Origin of the sequence: Mesorhizobium sp. M0296, assembly GCF_040321675.1 — a bacterium.
Classification (GTDB): Bacteria; Pseudomonadota; Alphaproteobacteria; order Rhizobiales; family Rhizobiaceae; genus Mesorhizobium.
This window is the reverse complement of the sequence record NZ_JAMYRZ010000025.1, coordinates 16,589-33,619: the sequence shown is the minus strand read 5'-3', so window position 1 is coordinate 33,619 and position 17,031 is coordinate 16,589. Positions and strand designations below refer to the sequence as shown.

Annotated in this window: 15 protein-coding genes; 7 read left to right on the top strand and 8 right to left on the bottom strand. The window is 62.5% G+C overall.

The window, feature by feature from the left end; all coding sequences use genetic code 11:
* Positions 1 to 27: 27 nt before the first annotated feature.
* The gene (locus NKI97_RS22595) at positions 28 to 1,296 is read left to right on the top strand and encodes a DUF6161 domain-containing protein (protein WP_352452969.1); all 1,269 of its coding nucleotides are present in this window, start codon (positions 28 to 30) and stop codon (positions 1,294 to 1,296) included.
* A gap of 99 nt (positions 1,297 to 1,395) precedes the next feature.
* Positions 1,396 to 2,064: a hypothetical protein gene (locus NKI97_RS22590; protein WP_352452968.1), complete on the top strand. Its 669-nt coding sequence runs from the start codon at positions 1,396 to 1,398 to the stop codon at positions 2,062 to 2,064.
* A gap of 482 nt (positions 2,065 to 2,546) precedes the next feature.
* Here NKI97_RS22590 and NKI97_RS22585 read toward each other — a convergent pair whose 3' ends face one another.
* The 5 genes from NKI97_RS22585 to NKI97_RS22565 all read right to left on the bottom strand — a co-directional run bounded on the left by NKI97_RS22585 (position 2,547) and on the right by NKI97_RS22565 (position 10,517).
* Positions 2,547 to 4,748, bottom strand: a complete 2,202-nt coding sequence (locus NKI97_RS22585) for a cation:proton antiporter domain-containing protein (RefSeq protein WP_502904530.1) — start codon at positions 4,746 to 4,748, stop codon at positions 2,547 to 2,549.
* 170 nt (positions 4,749 to 4,918) lie between these two features.
* Entirely contained in the window at positions 4,919 to 5,617 is a 699-nt protein-coding gene (locus tag NKI97_RS22580) for a DUF2270 domain-containing protein (RefSeq protein WP_254820271.1), read from the bottom strand.
* 56 nt (positions 5,618 to 5,673) lie between these two features.
* On the bottom strand, positions 5,674 to 7,782 hold the full coding sequence (locus NKI97_RS22575; protein WP_352680745.1) for a molybdopterin-containing oxidoreductase family protein: 2,109 nt from the start codon (positions 7,780 to 7,782) through the stop codon (positions 5,674 to 5,676).
* A 211-nt stretch (positions 7,783 to 7,993) separates the two neighbouring features.
* Positions 7,994 to 9,871: an ABC-F family ATP-binding cassette domain-containing protein gene (locus tag NKI97_RS22570; protein WP_023677658.1), complete on the bottom strand. Its 1,878-nt coding sequence runs from the start codon at positions 9,869 to 9,871 to the stop codon at positions 7,994 to 7,996.
* A gap of 466 nt (positions 9,872 to 10,337) precedes the next feature.
* Positions 10,338 to 10,517: a hypothetical protein gene (locus NKI97_RS22565; RefSeq protein WP_023677659.1), complete on the bottom strand. Its 180-nt coding sequence runs from the start codon at positions 10,515 to 10,517 to the stop codon at positions 10,338 to 10,340.
* A 132-nt stretch (positions 10,518 to 10,649) separates the two neighbouring features.
* Here NKI97_RS22565 and NKI97_RS22560 point away from each other — a divergent pair, with 132 nt between their 5' ends.
* The 3 genes from NKI97_RS22560 to NKI97_RS22550 all read left to right on the top strand — a co-directional run bounded on the left by NKI97_RS22560 (position 10,650) and on the right by NKI97_RS22550 (position 13,466).
* Entirely contained in the window at positions 10,650 to 10,823 is a 174-nt protein-coding gene (locus NKI97_RS22560; RefSeq protein WP_023677660.1) for a hypothetical protein, read from the top strand.
* 94 nt (positions 10,824 to 10,917) lie between these two features.
* Complete coding sequence (locus tag NKI97_RS22555; protein ID WP_352452965.1) at positions 10,918 to 12,999, top strand: ATP-dependent helicase; 2,082 nt, start codon at positions 10,918 to 10,920, stop codon at positions 12,997 to 12,999.
* A 164-nt stretch (positions 13,000 to 13,163) separates the two neighbouring features.
* On the top strand, positions 13,164 to 13,466 hold the full coding sequence (locus tag NKI97_RS22550) for a DUF982 domain-containing protein (protein ID WP_352452964.1): 303 nt from the start codon (positions 13,164 to 13,166) through the stop codon (positions 13,464 to 13,466).
* A 12-nt stretch (positions 13,467 to 13,478) separates the two neighbouring features.
* On the opposite strand, the gene NKI97_RS22545 is transcribed toward NKI97_RS22550, so the two are convergent.
* The 3 genes from NKI97_RS22545 to NKI97_RS22535 all read right to left on the bottom strand — a co-directional run bounded on the left by NKI97_RS22545 (position 13,479) and on the right by NKI97_RS22535 (position 15,224).
* Positions 13,479 to 14,267 carry a GGDEF domain-containing protein gene (locus NKI97_RS22545; protein WP_352452963.1) on the bottom strand — a complete coding sequence of 263 codons (789 nt, stop codon included), beginning with the start codon at positions 14,265 to 14,267 and terminating at the stop codon, positions 13,479 to 13,481.
* Positions 14,268 to 14,397: 130 nt separating this feature from the next.
* Positions 14,398 to 14,697: a hypothetical protein gene (locus NKI97_RS22540; protein WP_352452962.1), complete on the bottom strand. Its 300-nt coding sequence runs from the start codon at positions 14,695 to 14,697 to the stop codon at positions 14,398 to 14,400.
* A 14-nt stretch (positions 14,698 to 14,711) separates the two neighbouring features.
* Positions 14,712 to 15,224, bottom strand: coding sequence for a DinB family protein (locus NKI97_RS22535; protein ID WP_352452961.1), 513 nt, complete (start codon positions 15,222 to 15,224; stop codon positions 14,712 to 14,714).
* A gap of 73 nt (positions 15,225 to 15,297) precedes the next feature.
* Here NKI97_RS22535 and NKI97_RS22530 point away from each other — a divergent pair, with 73 nt between their 5' ends.
* Positions 15,298 to 16,008 (top strand): glutathione S-transferase family protein, encoded by a 711-nt coding sequence (locus NKI97_RS22530; RefSeq protein WP_352452960.1) that lies wholly within the window; start codon positions 15,298 to 15,300, stop codon positions 16,006 to 16,008.
* Positions 16,009 to 16,321: 313 nt separating this feature from the next.
* Complete coding sequence (bluB, locus tag NKI97_RS22525; protein ID WP_352452959.1) at positions 16,322 to 16,957, top strand: 5,6-dimethylbenzimidazole synthase; 636 nt, start codon at positions 16,322 to 16,324, stop codon at positions 16,955 to 16,957.
* Positions 16,958 to 17,031 lie beyond the last annotated feature (74 nt).

Sequence of the window (17,031 nt, the reverse complement as noted above, 5' to 3'; positions counted from 1 at the left end):
TATAACGACGTCAGATCGATTCTGAAGATGAACAGCTACGACCCTGGTGGCCAAAATTCGCGCGAGGCAACTTCTCTTTACGCGCAGCAGCAGACTGAGATCTATAAGGGAATTGCCCAGGCTTTTGCGGAAAGGATGATCCGCCTGAGAAATAATGAGACCGATGTCTATAGCAGCCTTAAGGATTTCACGGATGGCTTGATCAACCACGCCACAACCACTGCGCCTGCCACAGTGCTTGAAGTTGAAGGCCGAAGCGTTCTGTTTTCTGAAATCCCGATTGTTACCAATGACTCGCTCGACGAAGCTGTGAAGATAGGCAAATCTCGAGCACAAAGCCCCGAAGACATCGCTGCAGCTTTCGCTGCCGGCCTCATCTACGAGATGGGGCGATTTGTGAAACCGAATATCACAAACACGCCATTTGCCGTCATCCGGGAGTTGGGTAGTTATTCCGCCTGGAGAGTTGTGGAAGATGCCCCGCTCGACGGAACAGGCATTGTTGCTGAGAGGTTGGAAGAGATCACATCCAAATCTAACACCCTCATTGACGACTTAAGAAGCCAAGCTGCGCTGACTTCTAATACCCTTCGAGAAACCACTGAAAGTTTGACCGAGCGCGCAAACGGTGCACTGGAGGCAGCAGAAAATGCCGCGAAGCAGGCAGGGGCCTTTGAGAATCGGGCCAAGGATCTGAGCGGGCAGATCGAAGCGTTCCAAGCAGTCATCGACGCCAGTACGCAAGATGCGGACGATAAGCTCTCCAGCTTCCTCGATGCGACAAAAGCGAGATCTGCCTATCAAGGCGTAAGGATTTATTGGACCGATCGCGCGAGCGGATCCTGGTGGGCACTTGTGACTTCTGGCTTTGTCCTATTCATTCTTTTGGTAGTACTGCCGGCATGGGCCATTTACGACAATGATGCAGTCATCGTGCTACTAAAGCATCTAACCGAGGCAGCTGGCATTGAAAACAGCGACGTAACGAATCCCGTTGTCTTGACTGTCGCCACTGTTAGCCGATTGGTGGTGGTCACAATACCGCTGGCGCTTTATTTTTGGCTGATTAGACTCGTGGTCCGGTTCAATATGCGATCTATGCTGTTGATGGACGATGCGCGTCAGCGAGCCACGATCATTGAAACGTACTACAAGATGATCGAGCAGCAAGCGGCAACGAAGGAGGATCGCGCGTTGATCCTGCAAGCTCTGTGCAGGCCGCCGCCAGGACATGGCAGCGATAGTATCGAACCGCCGAACTTTACTGAGGTCATTGACAAGGCGATAGGGAAATGACGCCGCCTCGATACTGGAGCACATCGAACTGCGAGCTAGCTTGCAGCGCCTGTTGCCGAAGGCTGGCCGCACGGTAGGATCAGGCGGGAGATTTCCGAAATGGAAAGACACGAAGCATGGTTTGTGGCCATTACCTCGGCAGTCATAGGTTTCATCGTGGGAATGGCTTGGTCCGACCTCAACCATCAAGCCAGATGGCTTTACGATTATCAGACGCTTTTCGCGGGCGCTTTGGCAGTCGCTGCAGCGTTCATAACGGTCAATGCCATGAACAAGACCGAAGAGCGCCAGCAGAAACGACATGACGAGTTAATTAAACTCAATTTGCGAAGCGATAGGCTTACAGCAGAACGCGCGGGCTATCTGGCAAACTATTTTCTTGGAATTGCCAATGACGCAGAAAGCGCGGCGGGAAACTACAAAAAGTTCGAAGTCAAATCTCCTCCCCGCCCGACGAGTGAAGAGATTAACAAGCTGAAGATCTTTTGCGATCGTATCGAAATTGGACTTGAGATGAAAGCGATCGAGTCCGGCCTTCGTCTCTTTGGGCCGGAGATGACCTCGAATCTTGAAGTTATGACGCTTATGGTGAAGAATTTCAGGCCGAGATGGGTTCATATCAAGGAACTGATGGGTAAAAAAACGACCGAGGCGGGACTCTCGCTTGCCCATGAACTCAAAACGATCGCCATAGACGCCGTGATAATTCAGAAGCAGGTGCGAAATTTTGCCGAAGGACTGGGAAATCTGGCGAAAATTTACGAATAGCCTCGCCGCTTATCCTTCCCATGTCCATGCCATGGTCGCCCTGCGACTGCCATTCGGTGCGAATGCCGATGCCGCGATAGAAAGGCTCGCCGTTTGATCGACTTCTGGAATTGCTTCATCTGACCGTCAGGACCTTCGAAGCTGCGCTCGGCCGATTTGGCGAAGCGCTTTAAGACGTCGAGCGATTGAAGGCGAACACGCCTCCCGGCGAACTTTTCAAAGGCGTGATACAGGTCAATCAGCTTTCCTTGTCGTCGGCTGCCGGTCACATGGCGGGGTCGCGTCGCTTCCTGCCCAGGCAAAGACCGCGTGGATCTCGGCGCTAGCTAGCGCAGCAGTTCCCGGTCGATCGGGTCGCCGATCTGGATCGTCAGGGCACCAGCAAGAGCCGGCGCCAGATGCCGTTTGAATCGTCGTCGATTTGCGGCTTGTGGTTTCCGGACAGGACGATCTGTTCTCGATTGGCTGATGCGCCGTGAAATTCACGCTGCCAGCTCGGCGCCAGCAGCGTCGTGCTTGGGCCGCGCGCTGGCCAGAAGCACGACGGGGCAGTTGCAGGCGGCTAAAACAGCGCCGGCGGTTTCACCGAAGAACAGGTCCTCACCCGGACGTTGGGTGACGCCCATTACGACGATCGCCGCGCCTTTGGCCGCCTCCCGGGTGATCGCCTTGTCGGGTGTGACGCGAGTATGGAACGCGGTGTCGATATGCAGGCCATAGCGGCTGGCCAGGTCGGCGATGTCTTTCAGGACGGCCTCTTCGCGGCTATGCGACACCGATGTCGACCTGCGGCCCTTGGCTGCCTTTTGCGAGACGTAGAGAACCTTGATCCGCGCCCGGTTTGGACGGGCCAGCGCCAGCGCCAAGTCGGCGGCGCGACGCGCCACTTGAGTACCGTTGACGGGGACGAGAATGCTGGTGCCGGCCTTCAGCGTCGGCATCTTTTCGCCAGCATTGCCGCCGTTCAGGACCAGGCAAAGCGGGCCGTCAAATCCTCCGGCAATGTCGTTGAGGGCCGGCGCGAAGGCGCCATCGGCGGTCAGCACATTGTCAAGCCCGACCAGCAGCAGGCCGTATCCCTTGCGGGCCTCCTCGGCGATCGTCTCACCGGTGGCTTCCAATTCGGTGCGGGCCGTCAGGTGGACTTTGCCGACAAGCGTATCTTCAATCCGTTTCACCGCCCGGGCGCTTTTTTTTGCACCCTTCTTGATTTCCTTCAGGGTGCGCTCCTGTCCTTTGCTGTCGGTTGGCCTGTCAATTCGGCCGTCCTTCGGCTGAAGCAAGGTGGTGGGCATGCCGCTGCCTCCGCCGACCAGTCCGGCGAGATATGCAGTGAACTTGCCGATCCTGCTGTCGTCGACCAGCACCAGCAGCCGCTCCAGCCTGGAAATGAAGCCGTATTCATCCAACGCCTCGCGCTCGACCCGCTGCTGCTCGTCGTGCCCAACCGGCAGCCGGCCGAGCGCCCAGCGCAGCATGGGCGGCATGGCCAGCGTGGTGATCACGGCCATAGTGACGATCATGGTGAAGAGATTGTGCGACAGGATGTTCATCGACAGGCCGATGCTGGCGACGATGACCTCGGTCGAGCCGCGCGCGTTCATGGCACTGCCGACGGCGATTGCTTCCTTGAACGACATGGCGGCGAGCCTGGCGCCGATGAAGGCGCCGCCAAACTTGCCGATGCTGGCGATGACCACGAGAGCGCCCGTCAGCATGGCAAGCGTCGGATCGGCAAGCACGGTGAGATCGGCGGAAAGCCCCGCCATGCCGAAGAAGATCGGCATGAACAGCGCGGTGATGACGCCGCGAAGTTGGCCTTCGATATGGCTGGAGAGGATGGGCGATTCCCCGACAAGGATACCGGCGACGAACGCCCCCAGCACGGTATGGACGCCTATCATGTTGGTGATCAGCGCCATCACGCCCATGATGATGAGGATCATGGTGATCACCGCAAACTCGCTGCGGAATTGATCGTTGGTCCAGCGGATCAAGGTGAAGACAAGACGGCGGCCGATGGTGAAGGAGAACACCATGAACAGTGCCACTGCGGCGATGGTGGTCACCAGCGGCGCGAACTGCAGCCTGCCATTGGTGGCGATGCCGAAGGTTACGGCGATGATAAGCCAGCCGATCGTGTCCTCGATAATCGCCGAGGAAATAATCACCTGTCCGAGGTTGCGGCGCATGAAGTTCATCTCGCGCACCACCATGGCGACGATCTTGACCGACGAGATCGACAGCGCGGTGCCCAGGAACAGCCCGGCGACGGTGCGTTGCGTCGCGTCGGCCAGCAGTGCGTCCGGCAGGAATTGCGCCAGCGCGAAACCGCAGATGAAGGGCACCACAATGCCGGTCGCCGAAATGGAAAAACAGGCCGCGCCAACCCGGCGCACCAGCCGCAGGTCCGTCTCCATGCCGGTCAGCAAAAGCAGCATCAGGATGCCGAGCTGCGAGACGGCGTCGATCATGCCCTTTTGCGCAGGATCGCTGGGAAAGATCAGGTGCTGGGCCGACGGCCACAGCCAGCCGAACAGCGAAGGACCGAGCAGGATGCCGCCGATCAGTTGGCCCATGATTGCCGGCTGGCCATAACGCTGCAGCACTTCGCCCAGGCCGCGCCCAACAAGCAGCAGAAGCACGATCTCGGCGACGAAAGCGCCTTCGCCCGAACCACCCATGCCGGAGGCCCGGGTACCGGCAACGAGCGTCTCCGCTGCCCAGGCCGCGCCCGCGGGGACGAAAGCGCAAACCAGCAGTGTCAGGCTGGAACGTGTCGGAGCCTGCCAAGCCATGAAACCCCCATCGCCCAATGCACGTGTCCAACAACGCGCGACAGGGCGTTGCGTTGCTAGACGTGGACGTCACCGAAGGAGAGTTCGCCGTCGTCGCTCTCTGTCAGAAAGGCTGTCACCAGCAGGCCTGCATAGAGGACGGCGACCAGCACGACGATGGCGCCACCAGGAACGGGACCCAGCGCAGCACTGGCGACGGCCTCACGCATCGACCCGACGAAGCCGATGCGGACGCCTTCGGTCAGAAGACTGGGGGTCGACAGTTTGAGGATCCAGGCCAGCAGCAGAATCAGCAGCATGTAAATGTAATTGCGACGCAGGCGGCGCGCCAAAGCCACGCGTTGCGAAATCAGGAATTTCGGCGCGCGCAGGCTCTCGCCGACGATCAACAGCCAATCGGACGCGAAGTCCGGCTGCGGCGAGAATATCTGCGCGAAATAGTGCCGTTCGAACTGGCGCACGCGAGCCCGATAGAAGTCGAAGAAGCGATATCGGCGGGCCTCTATCCACAGCAGCAGCAGGACAAGCAGCATGGCAAACAGCAGCACGCCATGGTGAGCGCTGGCTGTCGAAAGCGAAACGGAGAGCATCGCCGCGACAACGGTTATCGCCCAGTTGCTCGTCCGGTCCAGGCGGTCACGCCACCCAGCCATGCGCGCAATCTCGGCGCGATGAAAGTGGGACATCGTGGTTACGAGTTCGCCGGACGACAGTGTCCTTCCGATGGGATCCGGCGCCGGCAACACTTCTGCCATGACAATGCCTCCACCCGCCACGCGAAAACGGCCGGATGGAGATATCGTTCCGACGCTCAATCCGCCGGGCGCAGCCAGACCTTGTTGTCGTGGAAGGCGGCGCCGCCATAGGGCGCTGGCGCATCGGCGCCGGTCAGCACGTTGATGCCCTCGCCGCGCTCATGGGCGCTGTTCGGCCAGATGCCTTCGGCGACGACGACGCCGCGCTTGATGCCGTCGAACAGCTTTGCGTGCAGCACCACTTCGCCACGCTGGTTGCCGACCTCGACACGGCCGCCGTCGGCGACGCCGAGTGCCGCCGCATCATCGGGATGCACGAGCAGCTCCGGCCGGCGCTCTTTTGCCTGCGACACCGGCGTTTCGGCAAAGGTCGAATTGAGGAAATTGCGCGCCGGCGAGGTGGTCAGCCGGAACGGGTGCGCCGCGTCCGCCACTTCGATCAGGTCGACATGGTCGGGGAATTCCGGCAGGCTCGCCACCGGCCCGAACAGGCCCATGCTTTTCGGTGGCCGGTTGGGCGACGCCTGGCCCGTCCAGTCGGCGCGAAAATGGAACTTCTTGTCGGCATGGCCGAAGCCGTCGAGGAAGTGCGCCGCCTCGAAATCCGGCTGCAAATCGACCCATTTCTGCTCTTTCAGGCTCGAAAAGCTGCCCAGCCCGCGCTTGCCCAGAATGATGTCGATATGCTGCTGCTCGGTCATGCCGAAGCCAGGACGATCGGCGACACCGAGCCTTTTGCCGAGCTCCTCGATGACGAAATGGTTGGTGCGCGGACCTTCCGGCGGGTCGATCAGCTTCGGCCCGAGTGTGATGTGCTGGTTGCCGCCACCCTTGTAGACGTCGTCATGCTCGAGAAACATCGTCGCCGGCAGCACCACATCGGCGAGCTTGGCGGTGTCGGTCATGAACTGCTCGTGCACGCAGGAAAACAGATCGTCGCGCAGAAAACCTTGCTTCACCAGCCGCTGCTCCGGCGCGACATTCACCGGATTGGTGTTCTGGATCAGCAGCGCCGTCACCGGCGGGCCGCCATAGAGCGCATCCTCAGCCCCGGTCAGCACCGGGCCGATGCGCGAATGATCGAGATGACGGATCGCGGGGTCGCGCATCCGTGTGCCTTCGAGCAGCTCCTGGTTGAGCTTGAAGATGCCCGAATTGGTATGGAAGGCGCCGCCTCCCTCATACTGCCAGCAGCCGGTGACCGCCGCGATCGAGGCTGCGGCATGCATGTTGACCGAACCGTTGCGCTGCCGCGAAAAACCGTAGCCGAGGCGGAAATAGGTCTTCTTCGTCGTGCCGACGAGACGGGCGAAGGCCTCGATTTCGTCGACAGAAAGCCCGGTGATATCAGCGGCCCATTGCGGCGTCCGCGTCTTGAGATGCGCTTCCAGACCGTGCGGGTCGTCGGTGTATTTTTCCAGATAGGCGCGGTCGGCCATGCCGTCGCGGAACAGCACGTGCATGACAGCGCACGCCAGCGCGCCGTCGGTGCCGGGCTTCAGCACCAGGCCGAGATCGGCCTGCTTCATCGTTGCATTTTCGTAGACGTCGATGACGACGATCTTGGCGCCGCGTTCCTTGCGCGCCTTGATGGCGTGGGTCATGACGTTGACCTGCGTGACCACGGCGTTGGTGCCCCAGATCACCACGCAGTCGGACTTTGCCATTTCGCGCGGGTCGGGGCCGCGCAGCGCGCCGGCGCCCATCATCCAGCCGGTCCAGGCCAGATTGGTGCAGATCGAACCGAAGAAGCCGGAGTATTTTTTGGCGTGCCTGAGCCGCTCGATGCCGTCGCGCTGCACCAGCCCCATCGTGCCGGCATAGTAATAGGGCCAGACCGTCTCCGAGCCGTATTTTGCCTCCGCCGCGATGAATTTTTCAGCGACCAGATCAAGCGCCGCCTCCCAGCTCGCTTCCTTCCAGGCGCCCTCGCCCTTGGCGCCGGCCCGCACCAGCGGCTTCAGCAGGCGGTCGGGATGATGGACGCGATCGGCGTAACGGGCGACCTTGGCGCAGATGACGCCGGCCGTATAGCTATTGGCCTTGGCGCCATGGACGCGACCGATGCGCTTTTCATCGAGCAGCTCGACCTCGAGCGCGCAGGTCGATGGGCAATCATGCGGACAGGCCGAATGGCCGATTTTGAGCTTCGCGTGCTGATTCATGGGAGCAAACTAGCTGCTTTGGACAACCAGGTGTAGGGCCAGATGACGAGCCAATCTCCCCCCAAGTGGGGGAGATGTCCGGCAGGACAGAGGGGGGCGTGAAGAATCGCTACGTCGTCGGTGTGACTCGCTCTTGATCAAACTCCAACGACCGGCGGCTCCAAATGGCTGTCAGCAGGCGGGAACCCACGAGCGGGGAGATTACGCTCACCTACTCCGCCGTGCCTTCCTCGTACTCCGCCGACATCGACAGCCATTTTTCCTCATGGCCGGCCAGCTGTTGCGCAAGTTGTGAGCGCTCCTTGGCCAGCCTTGTCGCGGTCGAGGGGTCCTTTTCGTAGACGGCCGGATTGGCGAGCTCGTCCTCGATCAGGTCGATGCGCTTGCGGAGGCGGTCCATCAGCGCTTCGGTGGCGCGGATTTCCTTGGCCAGCGGCTCGAAGGCGGCGCGGCGCGCGGCTGCATCGCGGCGGCGGTCGGCCTTCGACGCTTTGTCCGCCTCGCGCTTGCCGCGGCGGTCGCCGGAGACGCCGGTGACCAGCGTCTTGTAATCCTCGAGGTCGCCGTCATATGGGTTAACCGCGCCGTCCTTGACCAGCCACAGCCGGTCGGCGGTCGCTTCGAGCAGATGGCGGTCGTGCGAGATCAGGATGACCGCGCCGGGAAAATCGTTCAGCGCGTGGATCAGCGATTCACGACTGTCGATGTCGAGATGGTTGGTCGGCTCGTCGAGGATGAACAGGTTCGGCCCCTCGAAGGCCGACAGGCCCATCAAAAGCCGCGCCTTCTCGCCGCCGGACAGGTCCTTGGCGGCGGTGTTCATCTTCTCGGTGGTCAGGCCGAACTGGGCGACACGGCCGCGCACCTTGGATTCCGGCGCCTCCGGCATCAGCCGGCGGACATGCTCATAGGCGTTTTCGTCGGGCCTGAGGTCGTCGAGCTGGTGCTGGGCGAAGATTGCTACCTTCAGCCCGGGCGCGACCGTCATGCTGCCGGTCTCCGGCTTCAGCCGGCTGGCCAAAAGCTTGGCGAAAGTCGACTTGCCGTTGCCGTTGGCGCCGAGCAGCGCGATGCGATCGTCGGCATCGATGCGCAGCGTCATCTTCTTCAGGATCGGCTCGCCCTCGGTGTAGCCGACGTTGACGTTGTTCAGCGCAATGATCGGCGAGGCCACCGACTTCACCGGCTCCGGAAAGGAGAACGGCCGCACCGCGTCGTTCACGATCGCGGCGATCGGCTTCATCTTCTCCAGCGCCTTGATGCGCGACTGCGCCTGCCTCGCCTTCGACGCCTTGGCGCGGAAGCGCTCGACGAAGGATTCCATGTGCTTGCGCGCGGCTTCCTGCTTGACCCGGCCCTTCTCCTGCAATTCGCGCTGCTCGGTGTATTGACGCTCGAACTGGTCGTAGCCGCCGCGCCAGAAGGTCAGCTTCTTCTGGTCGAGATGGACGATCGAGTTGACGGCGCGGTTGAGCAGGTCGCGATCGTGCGAAATCAGCAGCACGGTGTGCGGGTATTTCGACACGTAGTTTTCCAGCCACAGCGTGCCTTCGAGGTCGAGATAGTTGGTCGGCTCGTCGAGCAGCAGCAGATCGGGCTCGGCAAACAACACGGCGGCCAGCGCGACGCGCATGCGCCAGCCACCGGAGAAGGACGAGGCCGGGCGCCGCTGCGCGGCATCGTCGAAGCCGAGGCCGGCGAGAATGGTGGCCGCGCGTGACTCGGCCGAGTGCGCATCGATATCGGCCAGCCGCATGTGGATGTCGGCGATGCGGTGCGGATCGGTCGCCGTCTTTTCCTCTTCGAGCAGCGCACTCCGTTCAAGATCGGCCTTGAGCACGATCTCGATCAGCGGCTCCTCGGTGCCCGGCGCTTCCTGCGCGACCTGGCCGATGCGCGTGTTCTTGGGCAGGCTGATCGAGCCGGTTTCGGAGGCGAGATCGCCGGTGATCGCCTTGAACAAGGTCGTCTTGCCGGTGCCGTTGCGGCCGACAAGGCCAGCCTTGCTGCCGGCCGGCAAGGTCAGCGAGGCATGGTCGAGAAGCAGGCGTCCGGCCATGCGGAGCGAAAGGTCGTTGATGATCAGCATGGCCGGGCTTTTGCACGGGACAACCATGCTTCGCAAGGGCTTGAGCCCCGGTTCGCCGCATAAGCCGCGAAAACCGACAAAGCTGGTGATGTCGACCCCGCGCGCCGCGACTTCCCGCAAGACGCAAAAAGAACCCGCTATCCTGAGGGGGGACAAGGAGAGCGGGTTCTTTCGTGAACGGCGGCCTTGGGAGCGTCCGATCGACATCCAAACACGCAGCAGCTTGGTTTGTTCCATGGGAAGAACGAACTATGTGATGAACAAACGCTGCTGTGGCCGGCAGGTTTGTCCACAGGGGCGTGCCGTCTGTACGCTATCGACCATGACGCTGCGGAAAGACTCGGCTATCCTTGGATGTGCGGCGGGCCTGATCTCCGCCTGGCCGGCGCCATCAGCTTCCTCCCAAGCGGCGCCGGCCACCTTCCTTGACCGGCGCCGCTTGTCCGATCGACGCCATTTGAGGCGGTCATTGTTTCGGCGGCGTGCCGGGCTGATCGCCGCCGGTCGTCGACTTCGGCACCGGATTCTTGTCGACCTGCGGGTTCTGATCGACCGTGTCGCCAGGGGCCTTGGTCGGCTGGATATTGTTGTCGCAACCCGCAACAGTCAGAGCTGCCATAAGCAGCAGGATTGAGCGCTTTTTCATCGCAGTCTCCTCTCGCCCGACAACGAGGCGTCGGCGATTTGGTTGCGCGGCCGGTGTCGTTCCTGCATTCGCCAAGAGGCCCGGGAACAAAATGCCGCGTCTCCGGTTGCTCCACAATCAATGGAGGATGGCATGATCCGTCTGCTCATCGCCGGGGCAATCGTCTATGTTGCCTATCGCGTCGCCAAGAAAGTGATCGACGAGGTGCCCGACGATTTCGATCCGCTGCTGTTGCCACCGCCACAGGACGATCGCGAGGCGCTACGGCGGCAATCGGCAAGGATGGGCGTCGAGCCCGAGCGTTAGTCGACAGGCCTGCCCGCAAGGCTTCTTCGCTCACGGGCCCTATTCCGGCTCCGCAAACCGTTGCGAACAAAGCAGAAACGATGCTTGATGGGCGATGAACCTCGCCGCCCGTGATTCGTCCTTCCAGCCGGCCTATCTGGCGAAGCTCAACGCCGAGCAGCGGCTTGCCGTCGAACATGGCGACGGCAAGATCGCCGGACCGTTGCTGGTGATTGCCGGCGCCGGCTCCGGCAAGACCAACACGCTGGCGCACCGGGTCGCGCATCTGATCGTCAGGGGTGCCGACCCGCGCCGCATCCTTTTGATGACATTTTCGCGCCGTGCCGCAGCGGAAATGGCCAAGCGGGTCGAGCGCATCGCCGGCGAGGTGCTGGGGCGCGATGCCTCGGTGATTACCGATGCGCTGAGCTGGGCCGGCACGTTCCACGGCATCGGCGCCAGGCTGCTGCGCGATTATGCGCTGAAGATCGGCCTCGATCCGGCCTTCACCATCCACGATCGCGAGGATTCCGCCGACCTGATGAACCTCGCCCGCCACGAGCTTGGGTTTTCGAAGACCGAAGCCCGCTTCCCGACCAAGGGCACCTGCCTTGCGATCTATTCGCGCGCCGTCAACGCACAGGCGCCGCTCGGCGAGGTGCTGGGTTCGGTGTTCCCGTGGTGCGCCGGCTGGGCCGAACAGCTGAAGCAATTGTTCGCCCGATATGTCGAGGCCAAGCAGGGGCAGAACGTGCTCGATTACGACGACCTGCTGCTCTACTGGGCGCAGATGGCCGGCGAGCCGGAAATCGCCGCGCATCTGGGTGCACGTTTCGACCATGTGCTGGTCGACGAGTACCAGGACACCAACCGGCTGCAGGCATCGATCCTGACGGCGCTCAAGCCCGACGGATCGGGGCTGACGGTGGTCGGCGACGACGCGCAGTCGATCTATTCGTTCCGCGCCGCGGAAGTGCGCAATATCCTGGATTTTCCCAAGCAGTTCGCGCAGCCGGCCGAGGTCGTCATGCTGGAGCGCAACTACCGCTCGACCGAGACGATCCTGGCGGCCGCCAATGCGGTAATCGGCGAAGCGTCGGAACGTTTCACCAAAAATCTCTGGACCGAGCGCAAATCTGCGGAAAAGCCGAAGCTGGTGAGTGTGCGCGACGAGACCGAGCAGGCGAGCTATGTCTGCCAGGCGATACTCACCGAACGCGAGGCCGGCACCGTTCTCAAAGCACAGGCGGTGCTGTTTCGCGCCTCGCACCATAGCGGCCCGCTGGAGATCGAGCTGACGCGCCGCAACATCCCCTTCGTCAAGTTCGGCGGGCTGAAATTTCTCGATGCAGCTCACGTCAAGGACTTGCTGGCCGTGCTGCGCTTTGCCGAAAACCCGCGCGACCGCGTCGCCGGCTTTCGCGTGCTGCAACTTCTGCCGGGCATCGGCCCTTCGGCCGCCAATGCGATCGTCGAGACCATGGCAAATTCGCTTGACGAGACGATGGGGCTTGCCCGCTATCGGCCGCCGCAGCGTGCCGCCGACGATTGGCCGGGCTTTGTCGCGCTCTATAGCGGCCTGCGCGCCGGCGCGCAAAAATGGCCGGCCGACATCGAACAGGTCAGGCTCTGGTACGAGCCGCATCTGGAACGTATCCACGAGGATGCAACGACGCGCCGGGCCGATCTCCTGCAGCTCGAGCAGATCGCTTCCGGCTATGCGTCGCGCGAGCGCTTCCTCACCGAGCTGACACTCGATCCGCCGGACGCGACCAGCGACGAGGCCGGCCCGCCGCACCGCGACGAGGATTATCTGATCCTGTCGACGATCCATTCGGCCAAGGGCCAGGAGTGGAAGAACGTCTTCGTGCTCAACACCGTCGACGGCTGCATCCCGATCGATCTCGGCGTCGGCAGCAAGGAGGACGTCGACGAAGAGCGGCGGCTGCTCTACGTGGCGATGACGCGGGCCAAGGACAGCCTGCACCTGGTCATGCCGCATCGCTTTTTCGTCCACGGCCAGGCGGCGCGCGGCGACCGCCATGTCTATGCCTCGCGCACGCGCTTCATCCCGCGCTCGATCCTAGGCGCCTTCGAACAGGTGGCTTGGGCCAGCGTCCAGGCCCCGGACGATCCGCGCCGCCAGCCGCAGGTGCGTGTCGACCTCGGCGCCCGCATGCGCGGCATGTGGAAATAGGCACCCGCCTCGACGTCGGCGCTGCTCGCCCGGCGACCGCTCCCGGAGCCGGCGAAAAAACAATACCGGCAACATGGAACCTCGCGCCGTGATCCGCGTTTCTGCCCGACCCCCAGACCGGAGAACGGCGTCCGCCGTGACCTCCGCCCATTCGAGAGGCCAGAATGCACGACAGGACGTTTTCCACCCCGGTCGCCCTAACCGTTGGCGCCGGCTACAAGCGTACGATCGCTTCGTTCTCCGAGATGCACGAATTCCTCACCGAGTTCCCGCCTTCGCGCCGCCGGCTGAGCTATGGCGCCGCGGTGAAGGCCTGCGAGGCGGCACGTGCCGGCGAGATCTCGGCCGAAGCGGCACGCGACGCCCTGATCACCTTTGCCGTAACGGCAGGCATCCTCTGGCCGGCCGCCCAGCCGGCAGTCTCGGTCAAGCCGGTCGCCCGGGGCCTCGGCGGCTACGCCGCCTGACAGAAACGACCATCAATGGACCGTCATCGGGCCGCCGCCCGGCGGGTCGCCCGCTGCCGCGGTTTCGAAACTGACCTGATCGCGGCCGTTCGATTTGGCCTTGTAAAGGTGCTTGTCCGCCACCACGAACATCTCGGCGTAGGTGGTCGGCCCGCTGAAGGCGACGCCGCCGATGCTGACCGTGAGAGGACAGGGCCGGCCGCCAGGCGTGAACTCCGCCTCACGGACGCGCCGGCGAATTGTCTCCGCCACCAGCCAGGACTGCGAAGGATCCGCGCCGGGAAGGAAAACCGCAAATTCCTCGCCGCCGATCCGGCCGACGATGTCGGCGCCGCGTAGCTGGCCCTGGATTGTCCTGGCGATCAGCTTGAGCGCCTGGTCTCCGCAGTCGTGGCCGAGGCGGTCATTGACGGATTTGAAATGGTCGGCATCGACGATCAGCAAGGCTCCGGCATTTACGACGGAATGGCTGCGGGCCTGTTCGAGATAGGCCTCGACGAGCATGGAAAATGCACCCCGGTTGAATACCGCCGTCAGGCTGTCGGTCGCCGCGACGACGGCCAGTACCTTCTGCGCGATCGCCAGCTGGCGCATTTTCCACATGAGGAAGAAGAAGAACGAGCTGGCCAGGACAAGCGGCAGCAGCAGGTCTGTGAGCTGCGCCCGCCACAGCGCTTCCGGCGACAAATACGGGAAATTGAAGGAATCGACGAAGAACGCGGCTGCAATGCAGACCGCCGTGCCCGCGACGGTAACCGCCACGACCCTGCCCCAGCTCGTCGGGGACAAATCGATCTGCATGCTTTTGCTCCTGCTTCAGCCGGCTACCTTGAAGCAACAGCGCAAACGAAGTCCTAAGACTTTGCTTTCAATTCGATCGCAGTCGAAGCGAACCAGCCGTCGAGATGGCGGCCAGATAAGGAGATCGGTCCTAAATCAGCTGCCTTCTGATGCTCATCCGCGTGACCGCGGTCACAAGAATAGCGCCGATCATGAAATAGATGGTCGCGACAATGTCGCCCTGGTGGAAATAATAACCGGAGTTGAGGAGCGCCAGGACCACGGCGAAGAACGCCACAAGGCGCAAGGGTTCATTGGGCATGCGTGCCAATTCTCGCTGTTGCTGCTGAATGCTGCTGAAGCGGCCGCCCTCACGACCGTCCGCTCCATAAAATGTTTTGGCGCGTTTTGCAATCTCGGCAGATCGCCCTCTATCCACCGTCCGCTTCACCAGCCGCCCCAGGTTCAGGCGAAAGCCCTGCCCTCCTCGCTGCGCTGGAACATCGTCAGGTCCAGTCCGAGGCTTGGCTTGCCCAGAATGGTCAGGATCGCATGCGCCTGGCCGCGATGGTGGGTCTGGTGGTTGAAGAAGTGGTCGAGCGCCGGCGCCAGCCGCTGCGAGACGGTGCGCATATCCGAGACGGTCATGTAGGAGAAGCGGCCCGACAGCGCCTTGTCGCTCAGGCCGTCGACCCAGTCGATGATCCGTTTGTCCTCGGCCTCGCGCGCCAGCCGCAAGCCTGGCAAGGCGCGGTGCAGGACCGTGTCGAGCCTTGCCGGCGCGTCGCCCTCGCCGGTGAAGCGTTTCATCCAGATACGGTCGGCTGCCAGGAGGTGGTTGAGCGTTCCCATCATCGAACCGAAGAAGGCGCCGACATTGCGGTCGAACTCTTCCTCGTCGAGATCGGCGGCGGCATCGTAGATGCGGCCGTTGGCCCATTGATTGTAGGCCGCAAACATCCTGAAATGCTGTTTCATTTTCTCTCGACCTGCGAGACCCCCTGCGCGGGTCTGTTTCGGGCATAGTTAGACTGCAAGGACGCTGCCGCCAATGACCATTCTGCTCTATGACCTTGTCGGACGCGACGCCGCCCGCCCATTCAGCCCACATTGCTGGAAGGCGGCGATGGCGCTGGCCCACAAAGGGCTCGACATCACCAGCGAGCCGACCCGTTTCCTCGAAGTGCCGAAGGTGGAAGGCGGCGTCTCGAAGCTCGTTCCGGTGATCCGCGACGGCGAGACGGTGGTCGCCGATTCCTTCGCTATCGCGCTCTATCTCGAGGAGGCCTATCCTGAGCGCCCGACATTGTTTTCCGGCGACGGCGGCAAGGCGACGGCGCGCTTCATCGAACGCTGGTCGCAGCTGACCATCCATCCCTACGTCACCACCGCTGCGATACTGGACCTGCACGCCATGCAGGACGAGGCGAACGCCGCCTATTTCCGGCAGAACCGCGAGCAGCGCTTCGGCAAGCGCCTGGAGGCGGTTTACGCCACCCGCGACGCCGGGCTCGCCGGCTTCCGCGCCTCGCTGGAGCCGCTGCGCTCGATGCTTGGCTATCAGCCGTTCATCGGCGGCCGGTCGGCGCTGTTTGCCGACTACATCGTCTTCGGCGCGCTGCAATGGGCGCGCATCGCCACGCCCTACCGGCTGCTCGACGACGGCGACGTCGTGGCGCAATGGTTCGAACGATGCCTCGATCTGCATGGCGGCCTCGGCCGCAACGTCGTGGCGGCAGCGATCTCCCGCCTCGAGAGTTGAAATCGGCAGTTTTCATCGGCGGCGGCACATTTTGTTCTTGCTTTGTGCCGGCAGCTATGCTACTAATCCCGATATGGTGATGATTCGCACCGACGCCCGCCCGGCCTGCCGAGGCGGGTTTTGTTTTGCCGATCGAGGTCCAACGGCGTTGCCGGCAGGGACGTCGTCCGGCCTTAGCTGAAAGTTGCCAGCCGGCGAAATGCGACAATGCGGGTAGACGAAGTGTCGCTCGAAGCGCCTCATCAGCGCCTGGATCGAAGCAAACAAGACGAACATCCGGCGAACCGGGCAATCACAACAAAGGCAGCGCGCCATGACCGCAAACCCAGAGTTCCCGGCCGATTTTCGCGCTGCGCTCGCCAACCTTTTCCTGTGGCGGCGCGACGTCAGGCGGTTCAAGTCGACGCCGCTCCCCGATGGAGCGCTGGAGCGGCTACTGGAGCTTGCCAGCGCCGCACCGTCCGTCGGGCTGAGCCAGCCCTGGCGCTTCGTCGTCGCCGAGAGCGAGGCATGCCGCGCCGCCGTCAGGGCCTGCTTCGAGCGCTGCAACGCGGAGGCACTCCAAAGCTTTTGCGGTGAACGCGCCGCCCTGTATTCGCGCCTGAAGCTTGCCGGCTTGAATGAGGCGCCCTGCCAACTTGCGGTTTTCGCCGACCGCGCAACCGAGCAAGGGCATGGGCTCGGCCGCCTGACCATGCCAGCCACCATAGACTATTCCGCTGTCATGGCGGTCCACACGATGTGGCTGGCGGCGCGCGCCGAAGGAATAGGCATGGGTTGGGTCTCGATCCTCGATCCGGCCGAGATGGCGACGATCATGGACGTGCCGGCGGAGTGGACGCTGATCGGCTATTTCTGCGTCGGCTATCCCTCGGAGGAACACAGCGTGCCGGAACTGGAACGGGAAGGCTGGGAGGTCCGGCGCGCTTCGATCGTGATAAGGCGGTAGTGCAATGGCGGCGCTGCCATCCTCTTTGCGCTGAAGAATGACTCCTCCCCCTGCAGGGCTGTGGATGTCATGGA